At 65.8% G+C, this 17,927-nt stretch carries 17 protein-coding genes; 10 read left to right on the top strand and 7 right to left on the bottom strand.

Features of this window, described 5'->3' with window-relative positions; genetic code table 11:
• The first annotated feature begins 29 nt into the window (after positions 1 to 29).
• Entirely contained in the window at positions 30 to 2,030 is a 2,001-nt protein-coding gene (locus GCN75_RS03090; protein WP_152281308.1) for a WG repeat-containing protein, read from the top strand.
• A gap of 10 nt (positions 2,031 to 2,040) precedes the next feature.
• Here GCN75_RS03090 and GCN75_RS03085 read toward each other — a convergent pair whose 3' ends face one another.
• The 4 genes from GCN75_RS03085 to GCN75_RS03070 all read right to left on the bottom strand — a co-directional run bounded on the left by GCN75_RS03085 (position 2,041) and on the right by GCN75_RS03070 (position 4,772).
• On the bottom strand, positions 2,041 to 2,457 hold the full coding sequence (locus tag GCN75_RS03085; protein ID WP_152281307.1) for a hypothetical protein: 417 nt from the start codon (positions 2,455 to 2,457) through the stop codon (positions 2,041 to 2,043).
• A 30-nt stretch (positions 2,458 to 2,487) separates the two neighbouring features.
• Entirely contained in the window at positions 2,488 to 2,673 is a 186-nt protein-coding gene (locus GCN75_RS03080) for a hypothetical protein (RefSeq protein WP_152281306.1), read from the bottom strand.
• Between the two features lie 14 nt (positions 2,674 to 2,687).
• Complete coding sequence (locus tag GCN75_RS03075) at positions 2,688 to 3,191, bottom strand: hypothetical protein (RefSeq protein WP_152281305.1); 504 nt, start codon at positions 3,189 to 3,191, stop codon at positions 2,688 to 2,690.
• 204 nt (positions 3,192 to 3,395) lie between these two features.
• Entirely contained in the window at positions 3,396 to 4,772 is a 1,377-nt protein-coding gene (locus GCN75_RS03070; protein ID WP_152281304.1) for a YihY family inner membrane protein, read from the bottom strand.
• Positions 4,773 to 4,839: 67 nt separating this feature from the next.
• On the opposite strand from GCN75_RS03070, the gene wrbA reads away from it, so the two are divergent.
• From wrbA to GCN75_RS03025, 9 genes are read left to right on the top strand one after another with little or no spacing between them, the layout of a single operon-like run.
• A complete protein-coding gene (gene wrbA / locus GCN75_RS03065; protein WP_152281303.1) occupies positions 4,840 to 5,448 on the top strand; it encodes an NAD(P)H:quinone oxidoreductase in 609 nt (202 codons plus the stop codon).
• On the top strand, positions 5,448 to 5,858 hold the full coding sequence (locus GCN75_RS03060; RefSeq protein ID WP_152259004.1) for a DUF2069 domain-containing protein: 411 nt from the start codon (positions 5,448 to 5,450) through the stop codon (positions 5,856 to 5,858). The genes wrbA and GCN75_RS03060 overlap by 1 nt, the downstream gene beginning before the upstream one ends.
• Before the next feature lie 12 nt (positions 5,859 to 5,870).
• Positions 5,871 to 7,286 (top strand): FAD-binding oxidoreductase, encoded by a 1,416-nt coding sequence (locus GCN75_RS03055; RefSeq protein ID WP_152281302.1) that lies wholly within the window; start codon positions 5,871 to 5,873, stop codon positions 7,284 to 7,286.
• Positions 7,283 to 7,711, top strand: coding sequence for a DUF4124 domain-containing protein (locus GCN75_RS03050; RefSeq protein ID WP_152281301.1), 429 nt, complete (start codon positions 7,283 to 7,285; stop codon positions 7,709 to 7,711). The genes GCN75_RS03055 and GCN75_RS03050 overlap by 4 nt, the downstream gene beginning before the upstream one ends.
• Positions 7,699 to 10,296 carry an FtsX-like permease family protein gene (locus GCN75_RS03045; RefSeq protein ID WP_152281300.1) on the top strand — a complete coding sequence of 866 codons (2,598 nt, stop codon included), beginning with the start codon at positions 7,699 to 7,701 and terminating at the stop codon, positions 10,294 to 10,296. Before GCN75_RS03050 ends, GCN75_RS03045 begins: the two co-directional genes overlap by 13 nt.
• The gene (locus GCN75_RS03040) at positions 10,296 to 11,372 is read left to right on the top strand and encodes a lipocalin-like domain-containing protein (RefSeq protein WP_152281299.1); all 1,077 of its coding nucleotides are present in this window, start codon (positions 10,296 to 10,298) and stop codon (positions 11,370 to 11,372) included. Before GCN75_RS03045 ends, GCN75_RS03040 begins: the two co-directional genes overlap by 1 nt.
• A 36-nt stretch (positions 11,373 to 11,408) precedes the next feature.
• The gene (locus GCN75_RS03035; RefSeq protein ID WP_152281298.1) at positions 11,409 to 13,280 is read left to right on the top strand and encodes an ABC transporter transmembrane domain-containing protein; all 1,872 of its coding nucleotides are present in this window, start codon (positions 11,409 to 11,411) and stop codon (positions 13,278 to 13,280) included.
• Positions 13,277 to 13,951: a leucine efflux protein LeuE gene (gene leuE, locus GCN75_RS03030; protein ID WP_152281297.1), complete on the top strand. Its 675-nt coding sequence runs from the start codon at positions 13,277 to 13,279 to the stop codon at positions 13,949 to 13,951. Before GCN75_RS03035 ends, leuE begins: the two co-directional genes overlap by 4 nt.
• A gap of 12 nt (positions 13,952 to 13,963) precedes the next feature.
• On the top strand, positions 13,964 to 15,064 hold the full coding sequence (locus tag GCN75_RS03025) for a threonine aldolase family protein (protein WP_152281296.1): 1,101 nt from the start codon (positions 13,964 to 13,966) through the stop codon (positions 15,062 to 15,064).
• A gap of 16 nt (positions 15,065 to 15,080) precedes the next feature.
• Here GCN75_RS03025 and GCN75_RS03020 read toward each other — a convergent pair whose 3' ends face one another.
• From GCN75_RS03020 to GCN75_RS03010, 3 genes are all read right to left on the bottom strand, one after another.
• On the bottom strand, positions 15,081 to 15,701 hold the full coding sequence (locus GCN75_RS03020) for a glycoside hydrolase family 25 protein (RefSeq protein WP_152281295.1): 621 nt from the start codon (positions 15,699 to 15,701) through the stop codon (positions 15,081 to 15,083).
• A gap of 40 nt (positions 15,702 to 15,741) precedes the next feature.
• Entirely contained in the window at positions 15,742 to 16,146 is a 405-nt protein-coding gene (locus tag GCN75_RS03015) for a phage tail protein (protein WP_193317363.1), read from the bottom strand.
• Positions 16,147 to 16,428: 282 nt separating this feature from the next.
• Positions 16,429 to 17,871, bottom strand: a complete 1,443-nt coding sequence (locus GCN75_RS03010) for an OmpP1/FadL family transporter (protein ID WP_152281294.1) — start codon at positions 17,869 to 17,871, stop codon at positions 16,429 to 16,431.
• Between the last annotated feature and the right edge of the window lie 56 nt (positions 17,872 to 17,927).

The following is a 17,927-nucleotide window of genomic DNA, read 5'->3' as shown; positions in this document are numbered from 1 at the left end:
CACCCGTACACTTCCAGATAAAAACATCAATGATCAATACCGCAGCCCTGTTCAGCACCGCCTTCCTGCCCGGCCAGGCCGGCTTCGACACCGATACGATCACGGGCCTGGCCGAATGGCGGCTCGCTACCCCCATGCTGTTCAAGCTGCTCATCGGCGCCGGCACGCAAGCCGTCGCCTGGCCCATCTACGGCGATGGCGAGGACTGCCCCTGCGTGCTGGCCGCGCCGATGGCGCAGGCGCAGGCCAGCTGGCAAGCCTTGTCCGCGCTGCTGGACAGGCCGCGCGACGCGGCGTCCATCGTCGCGCGCAGCGCCATCAGTGCCCTGCTGGCGGGCGGGCAGCCATGGCTGGTGTTTGACTGCGTGCAGCTGATCCCGCACGATATCGGCACGCGGGACTACGCTGCCGCGCTCGACGCCGTGCGCGCCGAGGCGCAAGCCTTGCACTCTGCCCTGCAGCGCGGCGACAAGACAGCACTGGCGCCGCTGCTGGCCGCCGGTGCCGCATCGCCCGCCGCCGGCTACTGGTCGGCTTCTGCCGACGCACTGCTGGCCGATGTCGAGGAACTCGAGAAAGAAGACCTGCCCTTCCTGCAAGGCCTGGAAGTGGTGGGCTGGGAGGAAGACGCGCTGTGCTATGAAGTGGGCGCCGCCGGCGAACCGGACGTCACCGGCCTGGTCACGCCCTATGGCCGCTGGATCGTGCCGCTGTCGCAGCGCTATGTCGACCTGGGCACGTGCTATGCGGACGATGGCTGGATCACGTTTGCCACGGCCGACGCCCCCGATGCGCACGGCGTCCTGGACCTCAACGGCACGGTGGTACTGCCGCCCGCTCCCGGCGCCCTGTACGCGCTCAGCCCCCATCTGCTGCAGCAGATCGATCCCGACGGCGCCAGCCGCTTGAGGCGCCTGCCCGATGGCGCGCTGCTCATCGACCGGGTGGATAATATGTGCCTGCGCAACGATGGCTTGATCGATATCGAGCGCCAGAAAGACCAGGAAAACGAGGACGACGAGCGCAATGTCTGCGGCGTGGTCGACAAGACGGGCAAGGTCGTGGTGCCGCCCGCCTACAGCTCCGTGCAGGATTTCGGCACGAAAAAGAAGATCGCCATCGTCAGCCAGCGCATCGCCGGACGCTTCCTGTTTGGCCTGGTCAATAGCCAGGGCGAGCTGCTGGCGCCGTGCCAGTACGAAGCCATCGACTGCGCCACCACCTCGTCGCCTCCCAAGCTGCGCAAGAACCTGATCTTCGCCATCGATGCGCAGGGCCTGGCCTGCATGCTGACCCTCGATGGCAAGCAGGCGTTTGTTCCTGCCTACCCGCCTGCCCACCATCTGCGCGGCGTGGCCGTACAAAGCGACTTTTTATATGTGGTCAACGATGGCATGGCCTGGAGCATGGATTTCACGGGCCAGTTGCTGGAACAGTTCGACACCGTGGACAACTTCAAGGCGGCCATCACGGCCCAGTTGAGCGAATCCCTCGGCTTGACGAAGAAGAAAGCAGCGCCCCGCCGCAGCTTCACGCCAGCACAGATCCTGGCGAAGGCCGACCGCGAACAGTTGCGCGCCATGGCCGCCCTGCTCCTGCAAGGCGATGCGGACCTGGCCGCGCGCTGCGTGGAGATCACGCTCGAAGAGCTGGCGGAAGACGACCCGGAAGAGGAATATGAAGGCGATACGCCCGCAGCGGCCTGTTTCTTCCTGCTGTGGTCCACGGCCGCCCACACGCAGGGGCACGGCACCACGCTGGACTGGAAAGCCGTCGATGAAGTAGCGCGCATAGGCCAGCATATCGGCCTGCCCGCGCTGCGCGATTTTGCCTGGGCGCAGCGCGAGGATGGCGATGCCATGGACGAAGGCCTGGCCGCCATCGCCGCCCACCTGGCGCCCCATCAGCTGCGCCTGGTGAACCTGCATGGCGGCGAAGACACGTATTACCTGGGCGTGGTGCGCGCGCAGGATACGGTCGCGTTCAAGGCAGCGGCGCTGCTGGCAGCGCTCAGGCCCGTCGTGTACTAGGGCGAGCCGTCTACTTGCGTTTTACCTGTGTGTCGAGCAGCCTTTTTGAGATGGTGTCCAGCTCGCCCTGGCGCGAACAGCGCCGCAGCATCGCCGCGCTGGAGCTGGTCTGGCGGCCATATTCCTCGCGCAGCTGGCCGGCGATGCGCTCAAACGGAAACGCCGTGCCAGCGCCGAGCGCCAACTGCGTCGGCCCGACGGCCAGGCATTCCGCATCCCGCACCACGACCGCATCGTAGCTGTCGCTGTCGGCCGGTCCAGTTGCCGTCACGTCCTGCACGGCATGGATGCCGCATTCGCGATAAAAGGAAAACAGGGCATAGGCCCGGTCGCGACCGGGAATGGTGCGCTCATTGGCGAGAATGGCGGGAACATCCTTGATGCGCACGGCCAGAAAAGAAAAGTCGTCCACGTCATAGACGAGCACAATGCCCACCCTGCCACCCTTGGGCAGGTCTCAGCTGAGTTTGTATTTTTCCAGCGCATAGGCATCAAGCAAGGCATGCAAGCCACCGCTGAGGGCGGCTTGCCTGGCCGTCGGCAGGCGGGTCTGCAAATGCTCGCCATAGCTTTGCGCCAGCAGCGGCGCGGGGCCGGCCGCCAGGCACAGGACGAGGAGACTGCACAGTGGTCGGGTGATCATCAGGCCCTCCGGGTTTATCCTGCGCATTTGCGTGGATCAAACGGACCCAGCACGATGGGCGCGATTTCGATGGAACGGGCGGCGTCAAGCCGCCGGATCTTCACCTCCGGCCCCGCGGGCAGGGAAACAAAGGTGCCAGGCGCATCGTCGAGCTTGATGTTGCGATAGCCGGCGCAAGCGCGCGACAGGTCCAAGAAGATACGCGGAAACTCCAGCTGATCGCCATGGCGCCCCACGATGACCTTGAATTCGTAGCTGCCATCGGCTTCGATGGTCAGCATCTGCGGTACGCTCTTGATGGCCATGAAGTTGGCGATGTTCGGCACCTGGCTTGCCTGCACGTTGCCACGCACGGTCCAGACTTCCACCTCGCGGCTCTTGAGCTGGCCCTGGATGGCAGCCCACAGCATGAAAAACACCAGCACGTAGGCGGCGAAGGCGCCGCTGAATTTCCATTGCCACCCGGCAAATGCACCGCCGCCGCCACCTGTGCTATCGAGAAACTTGAACAAGATCACGGCCGGTATCATCGGCAAGAATATGAGTACGCAACTTTGCAGCAGCAAATCATTCATCGCATGGCCCATCCATCGGCACGAAGACGGCATTCGTCTTTTCACATGATGGCACCGCGCGCCGCTTTCGCCTTAATCCGGATCAAACATGCATGCGTCAATCAGTGCCAGCGCCATGTTTACCGGCATCTGCTTACTGGCACCTGCTTACTGGCACCTGACCTCGCCAAAATGCTGCGCCAGGGTCAACCCCAGACCCTGCTCCACGGCATTTTCCACCTGCGCCGCCAGCGCGGCCGCTTCTTCGGCCGCCTTGATGTCGCGCTCATTGGTGGAGCCGGCCGGATAGCCCGAGTTCACGCGCATGCCGCCGAAGACGAACAGGCGGTAGACGTCGGCCAGGCTGATGCGGTTGACATTGCCCAGCAAGACCCAGTGATCGGAACTGTCGGCCACGCGCTTGCCCCATTGCACGCGCACGGCGCCCTCCACGTTCACTCGTCCCACCCAGCCCTGCTGCACCATCTTGTCGAGCAGGGTTTCCATTTCTTCGAAGCCCAGGCGAGTGCTGCGGCGGATCTCTGCCGCGCCTACCAGGGCCGAATCGGCGCAGTGGCAAGCCTGGTGCAGCACTTTCAAAATGGCGACGGCGTCGACGAATTCGCTGCCCGGCGCCGCCTCGTACCACCAGCGCTCGTATTTCACGACGGGCAAGGCGGCCACCAGCAAGGCGCCCACCAGGGTGATCATCCAGCTCAGGTATATCCACACGAGGAACAGCGGCAAGGCGGCCAGCGCGCCGTAGATGCGCGAATACGTGGGGAACTCCTGGATGAATTCACCGAAGCCCCGCTTGGCCACCTCGAACGCCAGCGCCGCCAGCAAGCCGCCCCAGGCCGCGTCGCGCCAGTCCACGTCGCGGTTCGGCACGGCGATGTACAGCAGGGTAAACGCCAGCATGGTCAGGCCGATCGACACCAGGGTATAGAACACGGTGCCCAGGAAAGGCACGGCGCCCACCACGCCGCTGGTGGCCATGAAGAGGCGCGACGTCACCGTCAGCGACACGCCCACCAGCAGCGGGCCCAGGGTGACGATGGCCCAGTAGACGAGCAGCCGCTTGGTCCAGCGGCGCTCCTGGCGCACGCGCCAGATGCGGTTGAAGACGCGTTCGATCAAACCCATCATGCCCACGGAGGTGACGATCAGGGCGCCGGCGCCGATGGCCGACAGGCGCGTGGCCTTCGAGGCAAACGTGGTCAGGTAGTCGAGGATGGTGTTCGATATCCCCTTGGGCATCACGCTTTGCACGAAATAGTCTTCCAGCGCGTGGCGGAAGGTATTAAACAGGGGGAAGGTGGTGAAGATGGCCAGGGCCAGGGTGAGCAGCGGCACCAGCGCGAACACGGTGGCAAACGTCAGGCTGCCCGCCACCTGCGGCAGGCTTTCCTCGCGCACGCGGCGGCGCGCGAACTGCAGCAGGTCGCGCGTTTCGGACCACGTCAGGCCGCGCACGACGGCCAGCCCGATGCTCAGGGCGCGCCACAGGTATTGAAAGAAGGGGAATATATATTTTGAAAACATGTGCAAAATCAGAACGGCGCCATGACAGCAGTCGTATCAGGCTGTAAAGCGCCCTATAATACCAATGATGAAGCCAACCAATCTGATTATTCTCGTATTGTTTTATTCACGCCATGGCGCCACGCGCCAGTTGGCCGAGCTGATAGCCCAGGGAGTGGAAAGCGTGCCTGGCTGCGATGCCCGCCTGCGCACCGTGCCCGCCGTCTCCACCGTCGCCGAAGCAACGGCGCCCGAAGTGCCGCCTGACGGCGCTCCTTATGTGGAACTGGAAGACTTGCAGGAATGCGCGGGCCTGGCCCTGGGTTCGCCCACGCGCTTCGGCAACATGGCCGCCGCCATGAAGTACTTCTGGGATGGCACGGCCAGCGACTGGCTGGCCGGCAGCCTGTCCGGCAAGCCCGCCTGCGTGTTCACGTCCACGGGCAGCCTGCACGGCGGCCAGGAATCGACCTTGCTGTCGATGATGATCCCCCTCTTCCACCACGGCATGCTGGTCATGGGCCTGCCCTACACGCACCCGGAACTGATGACGACGTCCACGGGCGGCTCGCCGTATGGCGCCACGCACTGGTCGGGCATAGACGGCGACAAGGCATTGAGCGACGATGAAAAGCGCCTGGCCATCGCCCTGGGCCGGCGCCTGGCGGAAAACGCCGCGAAACTGGCAGGCGCGTGATGCACGGCGCGCTGCACAAGTATTTTCACTGGGGCGCCATCGCCAGCCTCGCCACCCTGATCGTCTGGTGCGTGCTGTGGGAAACCGTCGTCGCGCCGCTGCAGCCGGGCGGTTCCTGGGTGGTCCTGAAGGCGGCCCCCCTGCTCATTCCCCTGTATGGCGTCATCAAGCGCGACGTGTACACCCTGCAATGGTCGTCGATGGTCATCCTGCTGTACTTCACCGAGGGCGTGGTGCGCGGCTACAGCGACACGAACCGCGCCTCGGCCCTGATGGCCTGGGGCGAGGCGGCCATCGTCTGCATCTATTTTGTCTGCGCCGTGCTGTACCTGCGCCCGTATAAAAAGGCTGCCAAGCGCATGGCCAAAGAGCTGCTGGAAAAAGTGAACAAAGTAAGCATCAAGAAATGAGCGACCAAGACCATGAGTGACCAAGCCGATTTCCTCGCCGCCTGCCGCGACCTGCTGGGCGACGCCTACGTACTCACCGAGGATGCCGACACGGCGCCCTTCCTCACCGACTGGCGCGACCGGTTTACCGGCAAGGCGCTGGCCGTGCTGCGCCCCGCCACGGTGGAACAGGTGGCCGCGATCCTGCGCGCCTGCGCGCAATGGCAAGTGCCCGTCGTGCCGCAAGGCGGCAATACGGGCCTGGTCCTGGGCAGCATTCCCGACGCGGCCGGCACCGCCGTCGTGCTGTCGCTGGCGCGCCTGAACAGCATCCGCGCGCTCGATCCCGTCAACCGCACCATCACGGTGGACGCGGGCTGCATCCTGCAAACCATCCAGGAGGCGGCCAGCGCCGCCGGCTGCCTGTTCCCCCTGTCCCTGGCGGCCGAGGGCAGCTGCACCATAGGCGGCAACCTGGCCACGAATGCGGGCGGCACGGCCGTGCTGCGCTACGGCAATACGCGCGAACTGTGCCTGGGCCTGGAAGTGGTCACGCCGCAGGGCGAGATCTGGAGCGGCTTGCGCGGCCTGCGCAAGGACAATACGGGCTATGACTTGCGCGACCTGTACATCGGCGCCGAAGGCACCCTGGGAATTATCACCGGCGCCGTCATGAAACTGTATCCGCAGCCGAAAGCCTGCATCACGGCGCTGGCCGCCATGCCCTCGCCCGCCCACGCGCTGCGTTTGCTCTCGCTGATGCAGGATCATTGCGGCGCCAGCCTGACGGGGTTCGAGCTGATGTCGCAGTATTGTCTGCAGCTGGTGGCGGAGCAGTTCCCCCAGCTGCCGCGGCCTTTCGCCGAAGCGCACGGCCAGTATGTGCTGCTCGAATTATCCAGCAGCCAGTCCGAGGCGCATGCCGTGGAATTGCTGGAAGCGAGCATCGGCGCGGCCCTGGAAGACGAGTTGATCGAAGACGCCGTCGTCGCCAGTTCCGTGGCGCAGTCCGAAGGCCTGTGGCAGCTGCGCGAGCACATTCCGCTGGCGCAGGCGCAGGCAGGCAAGAACATCAAGCACGATATCTCGCTGCCCATCTCCTGCATCGCCGACTTCATCGCCGTCACGGATGCGGCCCTGGAGTCAGCCTTCCCCGGCTGCCAGCTCGTGTGCTTCGGCCACCTGGGCGACGGCAACCTGCACTACAACGTGGCGCCGCCGCCCGGCATGACGGACCGCGACTTCCTCGCCAACCAGGATGCCATCAACCGCATCGTGCACGACCAGGTACACGGCTTCGGCGGCTCCATTTCGGCCGAACACGGCATCGGCGCGCTGAAGAAGGACGACCTGGCCCGCTACAAGTCGCCGCTGGAACTGCAGCTGATGCGCGCCGTGAAGCAGGCGCTGGACCCGCAGAACATCATGAATCCGGGGAAGATCCTGTGAGAGCGCCATCCCTCCTGCTCTGCGCGATGGCCTTGCTGGCCGGTTCCGCCAGCGCGCAGGACGTCTACAAATGCGTGAAGGATGGCCAGACCAGCTACAGCGCCACGCCATGTTCGGCCGGCCAGCTGCAGATCCTGGAAATCCCCCCGCCGCCGCCCGCCGTCGACAAGGGCGCGGCCACGCGCCAGGAACGGGTGGCCAGCCAGATGGAAGCGGCGCGCAAGCAGCGCGAACGCCTGGAAGACCAGGCGCGCGAACGGGCCGCCAAACAGCTCGAGGCGCGCGACAAGCATTGCGCCCAGCTGCGCCTGGAGCAGAAATGGGCGGCGCAGGATGCCGTCGGCGCCGGCGACAAAAACCGCGATGCGGCGCAACTGAAAGCGCGGCGCGCGGGCGAACGCCTGGCCGTCGAATGTCTGAATTGAGTACGCCGCTGGCCAGCCCGGCGGCGACGCGCCTGCTGTCGCGCTGGCTGCTGCTGGGCGAATGGCGCGCCCATCCCGTGCGCGCCTGCGTCGCCATCCTGGCCATCGCCATCGGCGTGTCGCTGGGCTTTGCCATCCATCTGATCAACGCGGCCGCCTTCAATGAATTTTCCACGGCCGTCAAAAGCCTGTCCGGCCAGGCCGACGTGCAGGTGGCCGGGCGCGAAGCGCTGTTCGACGAAGCCATCTACCCGTGGCTGGCGCAGCGCGACGGCGTGGCCGTGGCCTCGCCCGTGCTGGAACTGCAGGCCGCCGTGGCCGGCCGTGCCGGCAAGGATGGGGGCCCGCTGCACATCCTGGCGCTCGACGTCTTCCGCGCCGGCTTCATCTCGCCCGACCTGATCGGCGCGCCCGCCGAGGGCCAGCCTTTCGACACCCTGGCCGACGACGCCCTGTTCCTGTCGCCGGCCGCCCTGCGCTGGCTCGACGTGGCCGAAGGCGGCAAGCTCGCGCTGCAATCGGGCACGGGCACGGTGCCGCTGCGCGTGGCCGGTTCGCTGCAGCGCGCGCGCGCCGGCCAGCGCATCGCCGTGATGGATATCGGCGCGGCGCAATGGCGCTTCAACAAGCTGGGCAAGCTGTCGCGAATCGACCTGAAACTGCGCCAGGGCGTCAACCGCGACGCCTTCCAGGCCGACCTCGCGCGCGCGCTGGAAGCGCAGTATCCGGGACGCTTCCAGGTGGGCCAGCCCAACGACGAAAACCAGAATAGCCGCAACAATAACCTCAGCCGCGCCTACCGGGTCAACCTGACGGTACTGGCGCTGGTCGCCCTGTTTACGGGCGCCTTCCTCGTCTTTTCCACGCAGGCGCTGTCCGTCATCCGCCGCCGCGGCCAGTTCGCGCTGCTGCGCGTGCTGGGCATGGAACGGGGACAGCTGCTGCGCCAGGTGCTGCTCGAGGGCGCCAGCCTGGGCGTCGTCGGCGCGGCGCTGGGCATCGCCGGCGGCTATGCCATGGCGGCCGTGGCCCTGCGCTTCTTCGGCGGCGACCTGGGCGCAGGCTATTTCGCGGGCGTGCAGCCGCAGGTGCAGTTCACGCCCGTCGCCGCCTTCGTCTACTTCATCCTGGGCCTCGGCGTGGCCCTGCTGGGCTGCGCGGCGCCCGCGCTGGAAGCGGCGCGCGCGGCACCCGCCATCGCCCTGAAATCGGGCAGCGAGGAAGTGGTGACGACGCGCCTGGCGAAAACCTGGCCCGCGCTGGCCTGCCTGCTACTGGCCGGCACCCTGACGTTCCTGCCGCCCGTGTTCGAACTGCCCCTGTTCGGCTACCTGTCCATCGCGCTGCTGCTGATCGGCGCCATCGCCCTGATGCCGCAACTGGCCGCCGTCGTCTTCCGTTTTCTGCAGCGCATCTGGCTGCGCACGCAAACCAGCCTGCACGCGCCCGTGCGCAGCCTGACCGTGGCGCGCCTGGCAAATGCCTCGGGCCAGGCCGGCATCGCGCTCGGTGGCGTGCTGTCGAGTTTTAGCCTGATGGTGGCGATGGCCATCATGGTGTCGAGCTTCCGCGTCTCCGTCGACGACTGGCTGCTGCAGATCCTGCCGGCCGACCTGTATGCGCGCACGGCCGCCAGCGGCGGGACGGCGGGCCTGAACCCGCGCGAACAGGCCAGCATCACCGCCCTGCCCGGCGTGGCCAGGGTGGATTTCCAGCGCCTGCGCTCGCTGTCGCTGTCGCCGGACCGCCCGAATGTGGTGCTGCTGGCCCGTCCCATCAATTTGCAGGATCCGGGCAAGAGCATGGTGCTGGTGGGCGACACCCCGCCCGTACCGGCCGGGGTCAAACCCGTGTGGCTGTCCGAGGCGGCCGCCGACCTGTACAACGTCAAGCCTGGCCAGCAGCTGGCCCTGCCGCTGGCGGGCGGCCTGCACCCGTTCTTCATCGCCGGCATCTGGCGCGACTATGCGCGTTCTTCCGGCGCCATCCAGATGCCGCTGGACGATTACCGCGCGCTGACGGCCGACATGGACGTCAGCGACGCGGCCCTGTGGCTGGCCAAGGATGTCACGGGCGACGAACTGCAGCAGCGCCTGAAGGCCCTGCCGTTCGGCGCCAGCCTGGAAGTGTCGAAGCCGTCGGCCATCCGCGCCCTGAGCCTGCAGATCTTCGACCGCAGCTTCGCCGTCACCTATTTATTGGAAGCCATCGCCATCGTCATCGGCCTGTTCGGCGTGGCTGCCACGTTTTCCGCCCAGACCCTGGCGCGCGCGCGCGAATTCGGCATGCTGCGCCACGTGGGCGTGACGCGGGGGCAGATCCTTGCCATCCTGGCGCTGGAAGGCGGCGCGCTGACGGCGCTGGGCATCGCCACCGGTTTTGTCCTGGGCCTCTTGATCAGCTTTGTGCTGGTCTTCATCGTCAATCCCCAATCGTTCCACTGGACCATGCAGCTGCACCTGCCGTGGCCATTGATCGCCACCGTGGCCGGCGCCCTGCTGACGGCGGCCGCCGCCACGGCCTTGATTGCGGGCCGCCAGGCGCTGTCCGCTGGCCCCATCCGCGCCGTCAGGGAGGACTGGTAATGCGCCGTTTTACTCTTTTGTTCGCGCTCTGCAGCGCCGCCGCCATCGCCGCGCCGCCCGCCTTCGCCCCCGTCACGCCGCTGCCGGCCGGCCAGACCCTGCGCCTGCCGCACGACTTCGGCGCCCATCCCGCATATAAGACGGAATGGTGGTACGCCACGGGCTGGGTCAAGACCGCCAGCGGCGAACAACTGGGCTACCAGGTGACCTTCTTCCGCAGCGCCACGGCCACGGACGCGGATAATCCCAGCGCCTTCGCGCCGAAACAGCTGATCATCGGCCACGCGGCCCTGTCCGACCCGAAGCTCGGCAAGCTGCTGCACGACGAGAAAAGCGCGCGCGAGGGTTTCGGCCTGGCCTATGCCAAGGTGGGCGACACGGACGTCAAGCTCGACGGCTGGCGCATGCGGCGTCAGGCGGACGGCAGCTACCAGGTCAGCCTGGCCGCGCGCGACTTCGACTTGCAGCTGACCCTCGCCCCCACGCAGCCCGTGCTGCTGCAAGGCGTTGGCGGCTACTCGCGCAAGGGCGCCCGGCCCGCGCAATCGAGCTACTACTACAGCGAGCCGCAGCTTGCCACCCGTGGCACGATCTCGCGCGCGGGCGGCAAGGCCGAAGCGGTAACGGGCACCACCTGGCTCGATCACGAGTGGTCCAGCCAGGTGCTCGACGCGGATGCCAGCGGCTGGAACTGGATAGGCGCCAACCTCGCTGACGGCGGCGCCCTGATGGCCTTCCAGATCCGCAGCAAGACAGGTGCTAAACTATGGGCGCACGCGACATGGCGCGATGCGTCCGGTAAGATGACGCAGTTCGCCCCCGGCGACGTCGATTTCACGCCCACGCAGCTGTGGCGTTCGCCCCGCACGCAGGCCGAATACCCGGTCGCCACCAGTATCCGTACGGGCGCCGCGCGCTGGCAGGTCAAGCCCCTGCAGCCGGACCAGGAACTCGATTCGCGCAGATCCACCGGCGCCGTGTACTGGGAAGGCGCCGTGACGGTGGAGCGCGACGGCCAGCCGGTGGGCCGCGGCTACCTGGAAATGACGGGCTACGTGCAGCCGATGAAGTTATAAGCAGTACAAAATACAGTAAATATTAAGCGAAAAACAATGACAACCAGCACAGAAACAGGCAGCACGAGTACCGCAACCGCCGCAAGCGCCGCACCAGCACCCGACACCAGCCGCGAACTGAAAAAAGGCAGCCTGGCCGCCTTCAGGGGCTTGATGCCCTTCCTGACGCCGTACCGCAAGCAGTTCTTCCTGGCCGGTATCGCCCTGGTGGTGGCCGCCGCTTCCACCCTGGCCATCCCCGCCGCCTTCAAGCAGATGATCGACCTCGGTTTCGGCGGCGCGGCCGGCTCGAAAAGCATCCAGCACGTGGACCTGGTCTTCCTCGCCCTGTTCGGCGTGGCGTCCATCCTGGCGCTGGCCACGGCCGCGCGCTTCTACACGGTGTCGTGGCTGGGCGAAAGAGTCACGGCCGACATCCGCAGCGCCGTCTACCGCCACGTGGTCACGCAAAGCCCCGAATTCTTTGAAACCACGCAGACGGGCGAAGTGCTGTCGCGCATCACCACCGACACGACCCTGATACAGGCCGTGGTCGGCACCAGCATCTCGATGGCGCTGCGCAATGTGCTGCTGTTCCTGGGCGGCCTCGTGATGCTGTTCGTCACCAGCGCCAAGCTGGCCGGCATCATCATCGGCTTGCTGATCCTCGTCGTCGTGCCCATCATCGTGTTTGGCCGCAAGGTGCGCAAGCTGTCGCGCGATTCGCAGGACCGCATCGCCGACGCCTCGGCCATGGCCGGCGAAATCCTCAACGCCATGCCCACCGTGCAAGCGTTCACGCACGAGAAAATCGAATCGAAACGCTTTGGCGACTCCGTCGAAGGCGCTTTCATGACGGCCATGCGCCGCATCCGCGCGCGCGCCCTGCTGACCATGATCGCGATCCTGCTGGTGTTCGGCACCATCGTGTTTGTCTTGTGGCTGGGCGCGCGCGCCGTGCTGGAAGGCTCGATGACGGGCGGAGATTTAGGCCAGTTCATCCTGTACGCCTCCATCGTGGCCGGCGCCATCGGCGCCCTGTCCGAAGTGATGGGCGAAGCGCAACGTGCGGCCGGCGCCACCGAACGCCTGCTGGAACTGATGGCCGTCAAGTCGGAAATCGAATCGCCCGCCACGCCGCTGCCGCTGCCCGCGCGCGCCGCGAATGGCGCCGCCCTGTCGCTGAACGACGTCGTGTTCTCGTATCCGTCGCGCCCCGATACGGCCGCGCTGGACCACGTCAGCCTCGACATCCGCGCAGGCGAAACGGTGGCCGTAGTGGGCCCGTCCGGCGCCGGCAAGACCACGCTGTTCCAGCTGTTCCTGCGCTTCTATGACCCGCAAAGCGGCAGTATCCGCCTCGACGGCGTGGACATCAAGCAGCTGGACCTGCACACCTTGCGCGACGCCATCGGCATCGTGCCGCAGGATACCGTGATCTTCTCGGCCGACGCCATGGAAAACATCCGCTACGGCCGCGCCGGCGCCAGCGACGCGGAAGTCATCGCCGCAGCAAAAATGGCGGCCGCCCACGAATTCATCGAGCGCCTGCCGAACGGCTACAAATCGTTCCTCGGCGAGCGGGGCGTGCGCCTGTCCGGCGGCCAGCGCCAGCGCATCGCCATTGCCCGCGCCCTGCTGAAAAACCCGCCGCTGCTGCTGCTCGACGAAGCGACCAGCGCGCTGGACGCAGAGTCGGAACGCCTCGTGCAAAAGGCACTGGAAGCGGCCATGGTGGGCCGCACCACGGTCATCATCGCGCACCGCCTGGCCACCGTGCAGCGGGCCGACCGCATCATCGTCATGGAAGACGGCAGGATCGTCGAGACGGGCACGCATGCATCGCTGGTGGCCCTGGGCGGCATCTATGCGAACCTTGCCGCATTGCAATTTCATCACGTACAAATCAATCAAGCAGAACCATCATGAACGCACTCTTCCACGCCAACCTGGGCATCACCGATTTCTGGACCTTCTTACTGGGGACCATCTTCATCGTCATCCTGCCCGGCCCCAATTCCATGTACGTGCTGTCGGTGGCCGCCCAGCGCGGCGTGCGGCCCGCCTACCAGGGCGCCTTCGGCATCTTCGCGGGCGACCTGATCCTCATGGTGCTGTCGGCCTGCGGCGTGGCCTCGCTGCTGAAAGCCAGCCCGGCCCTGTTCTACGTGGTGAAATACATCGGCGCGGCCTACCTGGGCTGGATCGGCCTGCAGATGCTGATCGGCTGCTGGCGCAAGCTGCGCGCACCCGCGCCAGCGGACGGCGAAGCGGCAGCCGCAGCTGCCCCCGCCAAGGAAAGCGATCCCTTCCGCAAGGCCCTGGTCATCAGCCTGATGAACCCGAAGGCCATCCTGTTTTTCATTTCCTTCTTCATCCAGTTCGTCGACCCGGCCTTCCCGAATCCCGTGCTGTCCTTCATCGGCCTGGGCCTGATCTGCCAGGTCATCAGCTTTACCTACCTGACGGCCATCATTTTTGTGGGCGCCCGCCTGGCCGAAACCTTCCGCCGCCGTCGCCGCCTGTCGGCCGGCATGGGCGGCGGCGTGGGCGCCATGTTCATCGGCTTCGGCGCAAAACTGGCCACCGCCACCCTTTAAGGAAGAACCGCCTTGACCGACCTCGAACTGCGCCAGCGCTGCCACACCGTCCTGCCGGGCCACCGCCAGCCCACGCCAGCCGCCACCTTCGCCGCCATGGCCGCGTGGTGCGAAGCCAACGACATTGCGCACGACACCTATGGCGAGGGCGCGCTGATCGAGCAGTTCGAAAACAAGGTCGCCAGCCTGCTCGGTTTCGAGGCGGCCGTGTTCTGCATCACGGGGACGATGACGCAAGTGACGGCCCTGCGCCTGGCCTGCCAGGACCGGGGCTCCTCGCTGGTGGCGCTGCATCCCACCTCGCACATCCTGCGCCACGAGCGGGGCAACCATGAATTGCTCGAGCACTTCAAGGGCTTGATGATCGGCGACCCGCACCGCCCGTGGACGGTGGACGACTTGCGCGCTGTGCCCGATGCGCTGGGCGCCGCGCAGCTGGAACTGCCAATGCGCGAAATCGGCGGCCAGTGCCCGTCGTGGGAAGACTTGAACGCGATCAAGCGGCACTGCCGCGAGCGCAACATCCACCTGCACATGGACGGCGCGCGCCTGTGGGAAGCGCAAGCGGGTGTTGGCCAGCCCCTGCCCGCCATCTGCGACGGCTTCGATTCCGTGTATGTGTCGCTGTACAAGGGCATCGGCGGCCTGGGCGGCGCCATGCTGGCGGGCAGCCGGCCGTTCGTCGAACGGGCGCGCGAGTGGTTCCGCCGCCAGGGCGGCAATATCGTGCACCGCACGCCCTACGTGGTGGCCGCCGCCATGCAGTTCGATGCGCGCATCGCCGCCATGCCCCGCTATTTCGCGCGCACGCAGTGGCTGTACGCGCTGCTGGGCGACTATCCGGCCATACGCGTCAATCCTGCGCAGCCGCAGGCAAACATGCTGCATCTGCACCTGCCCGTCTCGCGCGAACGGGCCATCGCCATCCGCAACCAGGTGGCCGAAGAACACGGCATCTGGCTGTTCGGCCGCGCCAGCCACGCGGCGCTGCCCGGGCACAGCGTGGTCGAGTGGTACGTGGGAGATCAGTTGCTGGAAATGGCGGATGCCGCCGTGCGGCAGGCATTGGGCCTGCTGGACCAGGCCATGCGCAAGGCGCCCGACGCCCGCTGAACGGGCCGCAGACGCGCTAGCTGCACAGCAGCGCCTGCAACTGACTGGCCTGGCCGGGGTAGCGGCTCATATCGACGGGCCCGCCGATGCCGCGCACGGCGCCCGTACTCGCATACTGCCAGAAGGTATAGCTGCCGCTGCCGGCCGGAACGGCGGGACTGGGCCCGGACGTGTAATGGGCGATCCACAGCGGATGGGCGAGGAACGGCGCAAACGAACCCACGCAACTGTTCCAGAAACCGGCGACCGTGTAGATGCCGGGCGTGCAGCCCAGCCTGTCGCCAACCTGCTGCAGCCACTGTGCGACGGCGGCCGCATAGGCGGGCTGGTCCAGCCCCGGCTGTTCCACGTCCAGCATGGGCGGCAATTCGCCCTTGACGCTGCCCACCGCATTGCAAAAGTTGGCAACCTGGTCCGCCACCGGCTCGGTGGGCGAGAAAAAGTGATACGCGCCGCATAACAGGCCCGCCGCCGTGGCGCCCGCCCGGTTGCGCAGGTAGTCGCTATCGACCACCTTGCCCCCTTCCGTGGCTTTCAGATAGACGAAGGCCGGCGCAGCGGCGCCGTAAGCCACCGTGGGCCAGTCGATGGCGCCGTTGTAGTGCGATACATCGATGCCTTGCAAAAAGTCTGCCATGCCGTGCTCCTGCCAGTAAAAATGAATGACCTTGCCGTGGCTACGCCGGGAATGGGAACCGCGCGCCCATGCCGTAGGTGAACTTGATCAGATAGCTGACGTCGGCGATTTTCGGCTGCGCATCGGACGGCAAGGCGCCCGCGCCCTGGCCCGGCTCCGCACTGACGCTGATGCTGGCGCCGCCATCGTGGCCGCGCAGGAAACAGCCCCGGTAATCGGGCAGCTGGAATTGCCCGCCAGAACCGCCATACAGATACCCGAGCGCCGCATACAGTTCCGGATACGACGCGCAGTCGAGCATGCGCCCGTCGCACAGCATCCAGCCCCAGGCTTCCATGGCAGCATCGGCGGTAGCGCCCGCAAAGGCGATCACCGCGCCGACGGGCGTGTCGCCAACGCCGGGCCGCATGGGGAATGGCGGCGGCGCGTGAAACGGGGCGCTCATGATGCCAGCATCGCGCTGCGCGGGGCGCAGGGCCGCCGCAATGGTTTCACGGAGACATCTGCGGGTACACCCAGGTGTTCCGCTTTCTTACTATAACTTTGATCGGTATCAATTCGCATGGCTTGCCCTTGTGGTTTTCGTGCCAATAATGCCGTACATCACGCTTTATTATAATGATGAATTAACATTTTCGAAAAGCAAGTTTAATTCTGCATGGCAAAAAAAAGGCGCCCGAAGGCGCCTTTTCCTTGCATGGCGGCCGGGTTGGCCGCCACTACCTGCTTAGAACTTGTAGTTATAAGCGAGACCGATCAACTGCATGCGGGTCTTGAACAGGCCCTTGGTGGTTTCACCGTTGCCCGTGCAGCCAGCCATCACCGGCGAGCAGTCATTCTTGTAGTTGACTTCAGCATCCTTGAAGTCGATATAGCTGTAGGCCAGGTCGATCGAGGAATTGGCGTTCAGCTTCCAGTTCGCGCCGATCGAGTACTGCATGCGGTCGCTGTCAGGCAAGGCCGGGTGGCGCAGTTCGGCGCTGCGTACGGGCGCCTGGTCGTGGGCGATACCGGCGCGCAGCATCAGGCTTTCGCTGTACTTGTAGTTGGTGCCCAGCGACACGCGGTAGGTATCTTTCCACTGCTGGCGGATGCGCTCGGCGCCTTCGGCCGTCGGCGGGAACTGGATGTCCAGGTTCTGCAGGCGCGACGTACGGGTCCAGGTCACGTCGCCCATCAGGGCCCAGCGATCATCCATCTGATGGAAGGCGTTAACCGACAGGGTTTCCGGCGTGCGCAGTTCCACCAGCGCCTGCGAATTGACCTTGTTCGAAGCCTTGGCGATGAAGGCGTTCACGGCAGGATTGGACGTCACTTGCGAGAAGTCCCAGATGGTGCTGCCCTTGAGCTTGTGCGAGATCGACGAGCGGTAGGCGATGCCGAAACGCGTGCCTTCGTTCAGCTGGTACAGGTAGCCGAGGTTGAAGCCGAAGCCCCAGTCGTGGCCGTCCATCGACGCGTGGCCATCCTTGATCGGGCCTTGCAGCGCGGCGCCTGCAGCTTGTGCGGCAGCCAGGCCTTGCGTCTTGGCGATATTGGACAGGAAGGCCTGCGATGCGCTAGGCGCATATTTGCCCAGGTAGGCGACCGAACCCGGCACGTCCACGCCCTGGCCCAGTTCCGCCTTCATGTATTCGGCCGTGATGCCGAAACCGAACGAGTGGTGCTGGTCCAGCTTGAACGACACGGAAGGATTCAGGGCGATGGCTTCGAGCTTGATATTGGTGATCGCGTAGCGGCCATACCAGTCGTTGCCATAGTCGAGCTTGGCACCGTACGGCACGAACAGGCCCGCGCCGACGGTCCATTGATCATTGATCTTCTTGCTGGCGTACAAGGCTGGCGCGAACACGGCGTCCGGCGCATAGTCCTTGGTTTCCGAGTAAGGCGCGCGATTGCCGGGGAAGAAAGGCTTCGAGCCCGAGTCCGCGTAGGTCGAATGCGGGACCACCAGGGTGCCGCCGCCGACGAACTGCGTGCCTTCCAGGCGCGACAGGCCGGCCGGGTTGTAGAAAATGGTCGAGGCGTCGCCCGCTTCGGCGCCGCTGGCATCGGCCGTACCCTGGGCGGACACGCTTTGCGAGCCGAAACGGTAGCCCGATGCTTGTGCTGTGGAAGAGATGCCGGCGAACGCGGCAACGATCAGGAGGGGCAGATATTTATGTTTCAAGTTAGTCTCTCTTTATTATATGAAATTGTCTTCGGCATACTATCGCGGGCATCTCA

This window comes from Janthinobacterium violaceinigrum (assembly GCF_009208555.1).
Lineage (GTDB): Bacteria > Pseudomonadota > Gammaproteobacteria > Burkholderiales > Burkholderiaceae_D > Janthinobacterium > Janthinobacterium violaceinigrum.
The sequence above is the reverse complement of the archived record's forward strand: the minus strand, read 5'-3'. Positions and strand labels throughout refer to the sequence as shown.

Coding starts and splice junctions, on each gene's coding strand:
- GCN75_RS03070 (WP_152281304.1), bottom strand. CDS start 4,772: ATGTTTTCAAAATATATATTCCCCTTCTTTCAATACCTGTGGCGCGCC.
- GCN75_RS03020 (WP_152281295.1), bottom strand. CDS start 15,701: ATGGCAGACTTTTTGCAAGGCATCGATGTATCGCACTACAACGGCGCC.
- wrbA (WP_152281303.1), top strand. CDS start 4,840: ATGAAGCCAACCAATCTGATTATTCTCGTATTGTTTTATTCACGCCAT.
- GCN75_RS03090 (WP_152281308.1), top strand. CDS start 30: ATGATCAATACCGCAGCCCTGTTCAGCACCGCCTTCCTGCCCGGCCAG.
- GCN75_RS03035 (WP_152281298.1), top strand. CDS start 11,409: ATGACAACCAGCACAGAAACAGGCAGCACGAGTACCGCAACCGCCGCA.
- GCN75_RS03060 (WP_152259004.1), top strand. CDS start 5,448: ATGCACGGCGCGCTGCACAAGTATTTTCACTGGGGCGCCATCGCCAGC.
- GCN75_RS03040 (WP_152281299.1), top strand. CDS start 10,296: ATGCGCCGTTTTACTCTTTTGTTCGCGCTCTGCAGCGCCGCCGCCATC.
- leuE (WP_152281297.1), top strand. CDS start 13,277: ATGAACGCACTCTTCCACGCCAACCTGGGCATCACCGATTTCTGGACC.
- GCN75_RS03055 (WP_152281302.1), top strand. CDS start 5,871: ATGAGTGACCAAGCCGATTTCCTCGCCGCCTGCCGCGACCTGCTGGGC.
- GCN75_RS03080 (WP_152281306.1), bottom strand. CDS start 2,673: ATGATCACCCGACCACTGTGCAGTCTCCTCGTCCTGTGCCTGGCGGCC.
- GCN75_RS03045 (WP_152281300.1), top strand. CDS start 7,699: ATGTCTGAATTGAGTACGCCGCTGGCCAGCCCGGCGGCGACGCGCCTG.
- GCN75_RS03015 (WP_193317363.1), bottom strand. CDS start 16,146: ATGAGCGCCCCGTTTCACGCGCCGCCGCCATTCCCCATGCGGCCCGGC.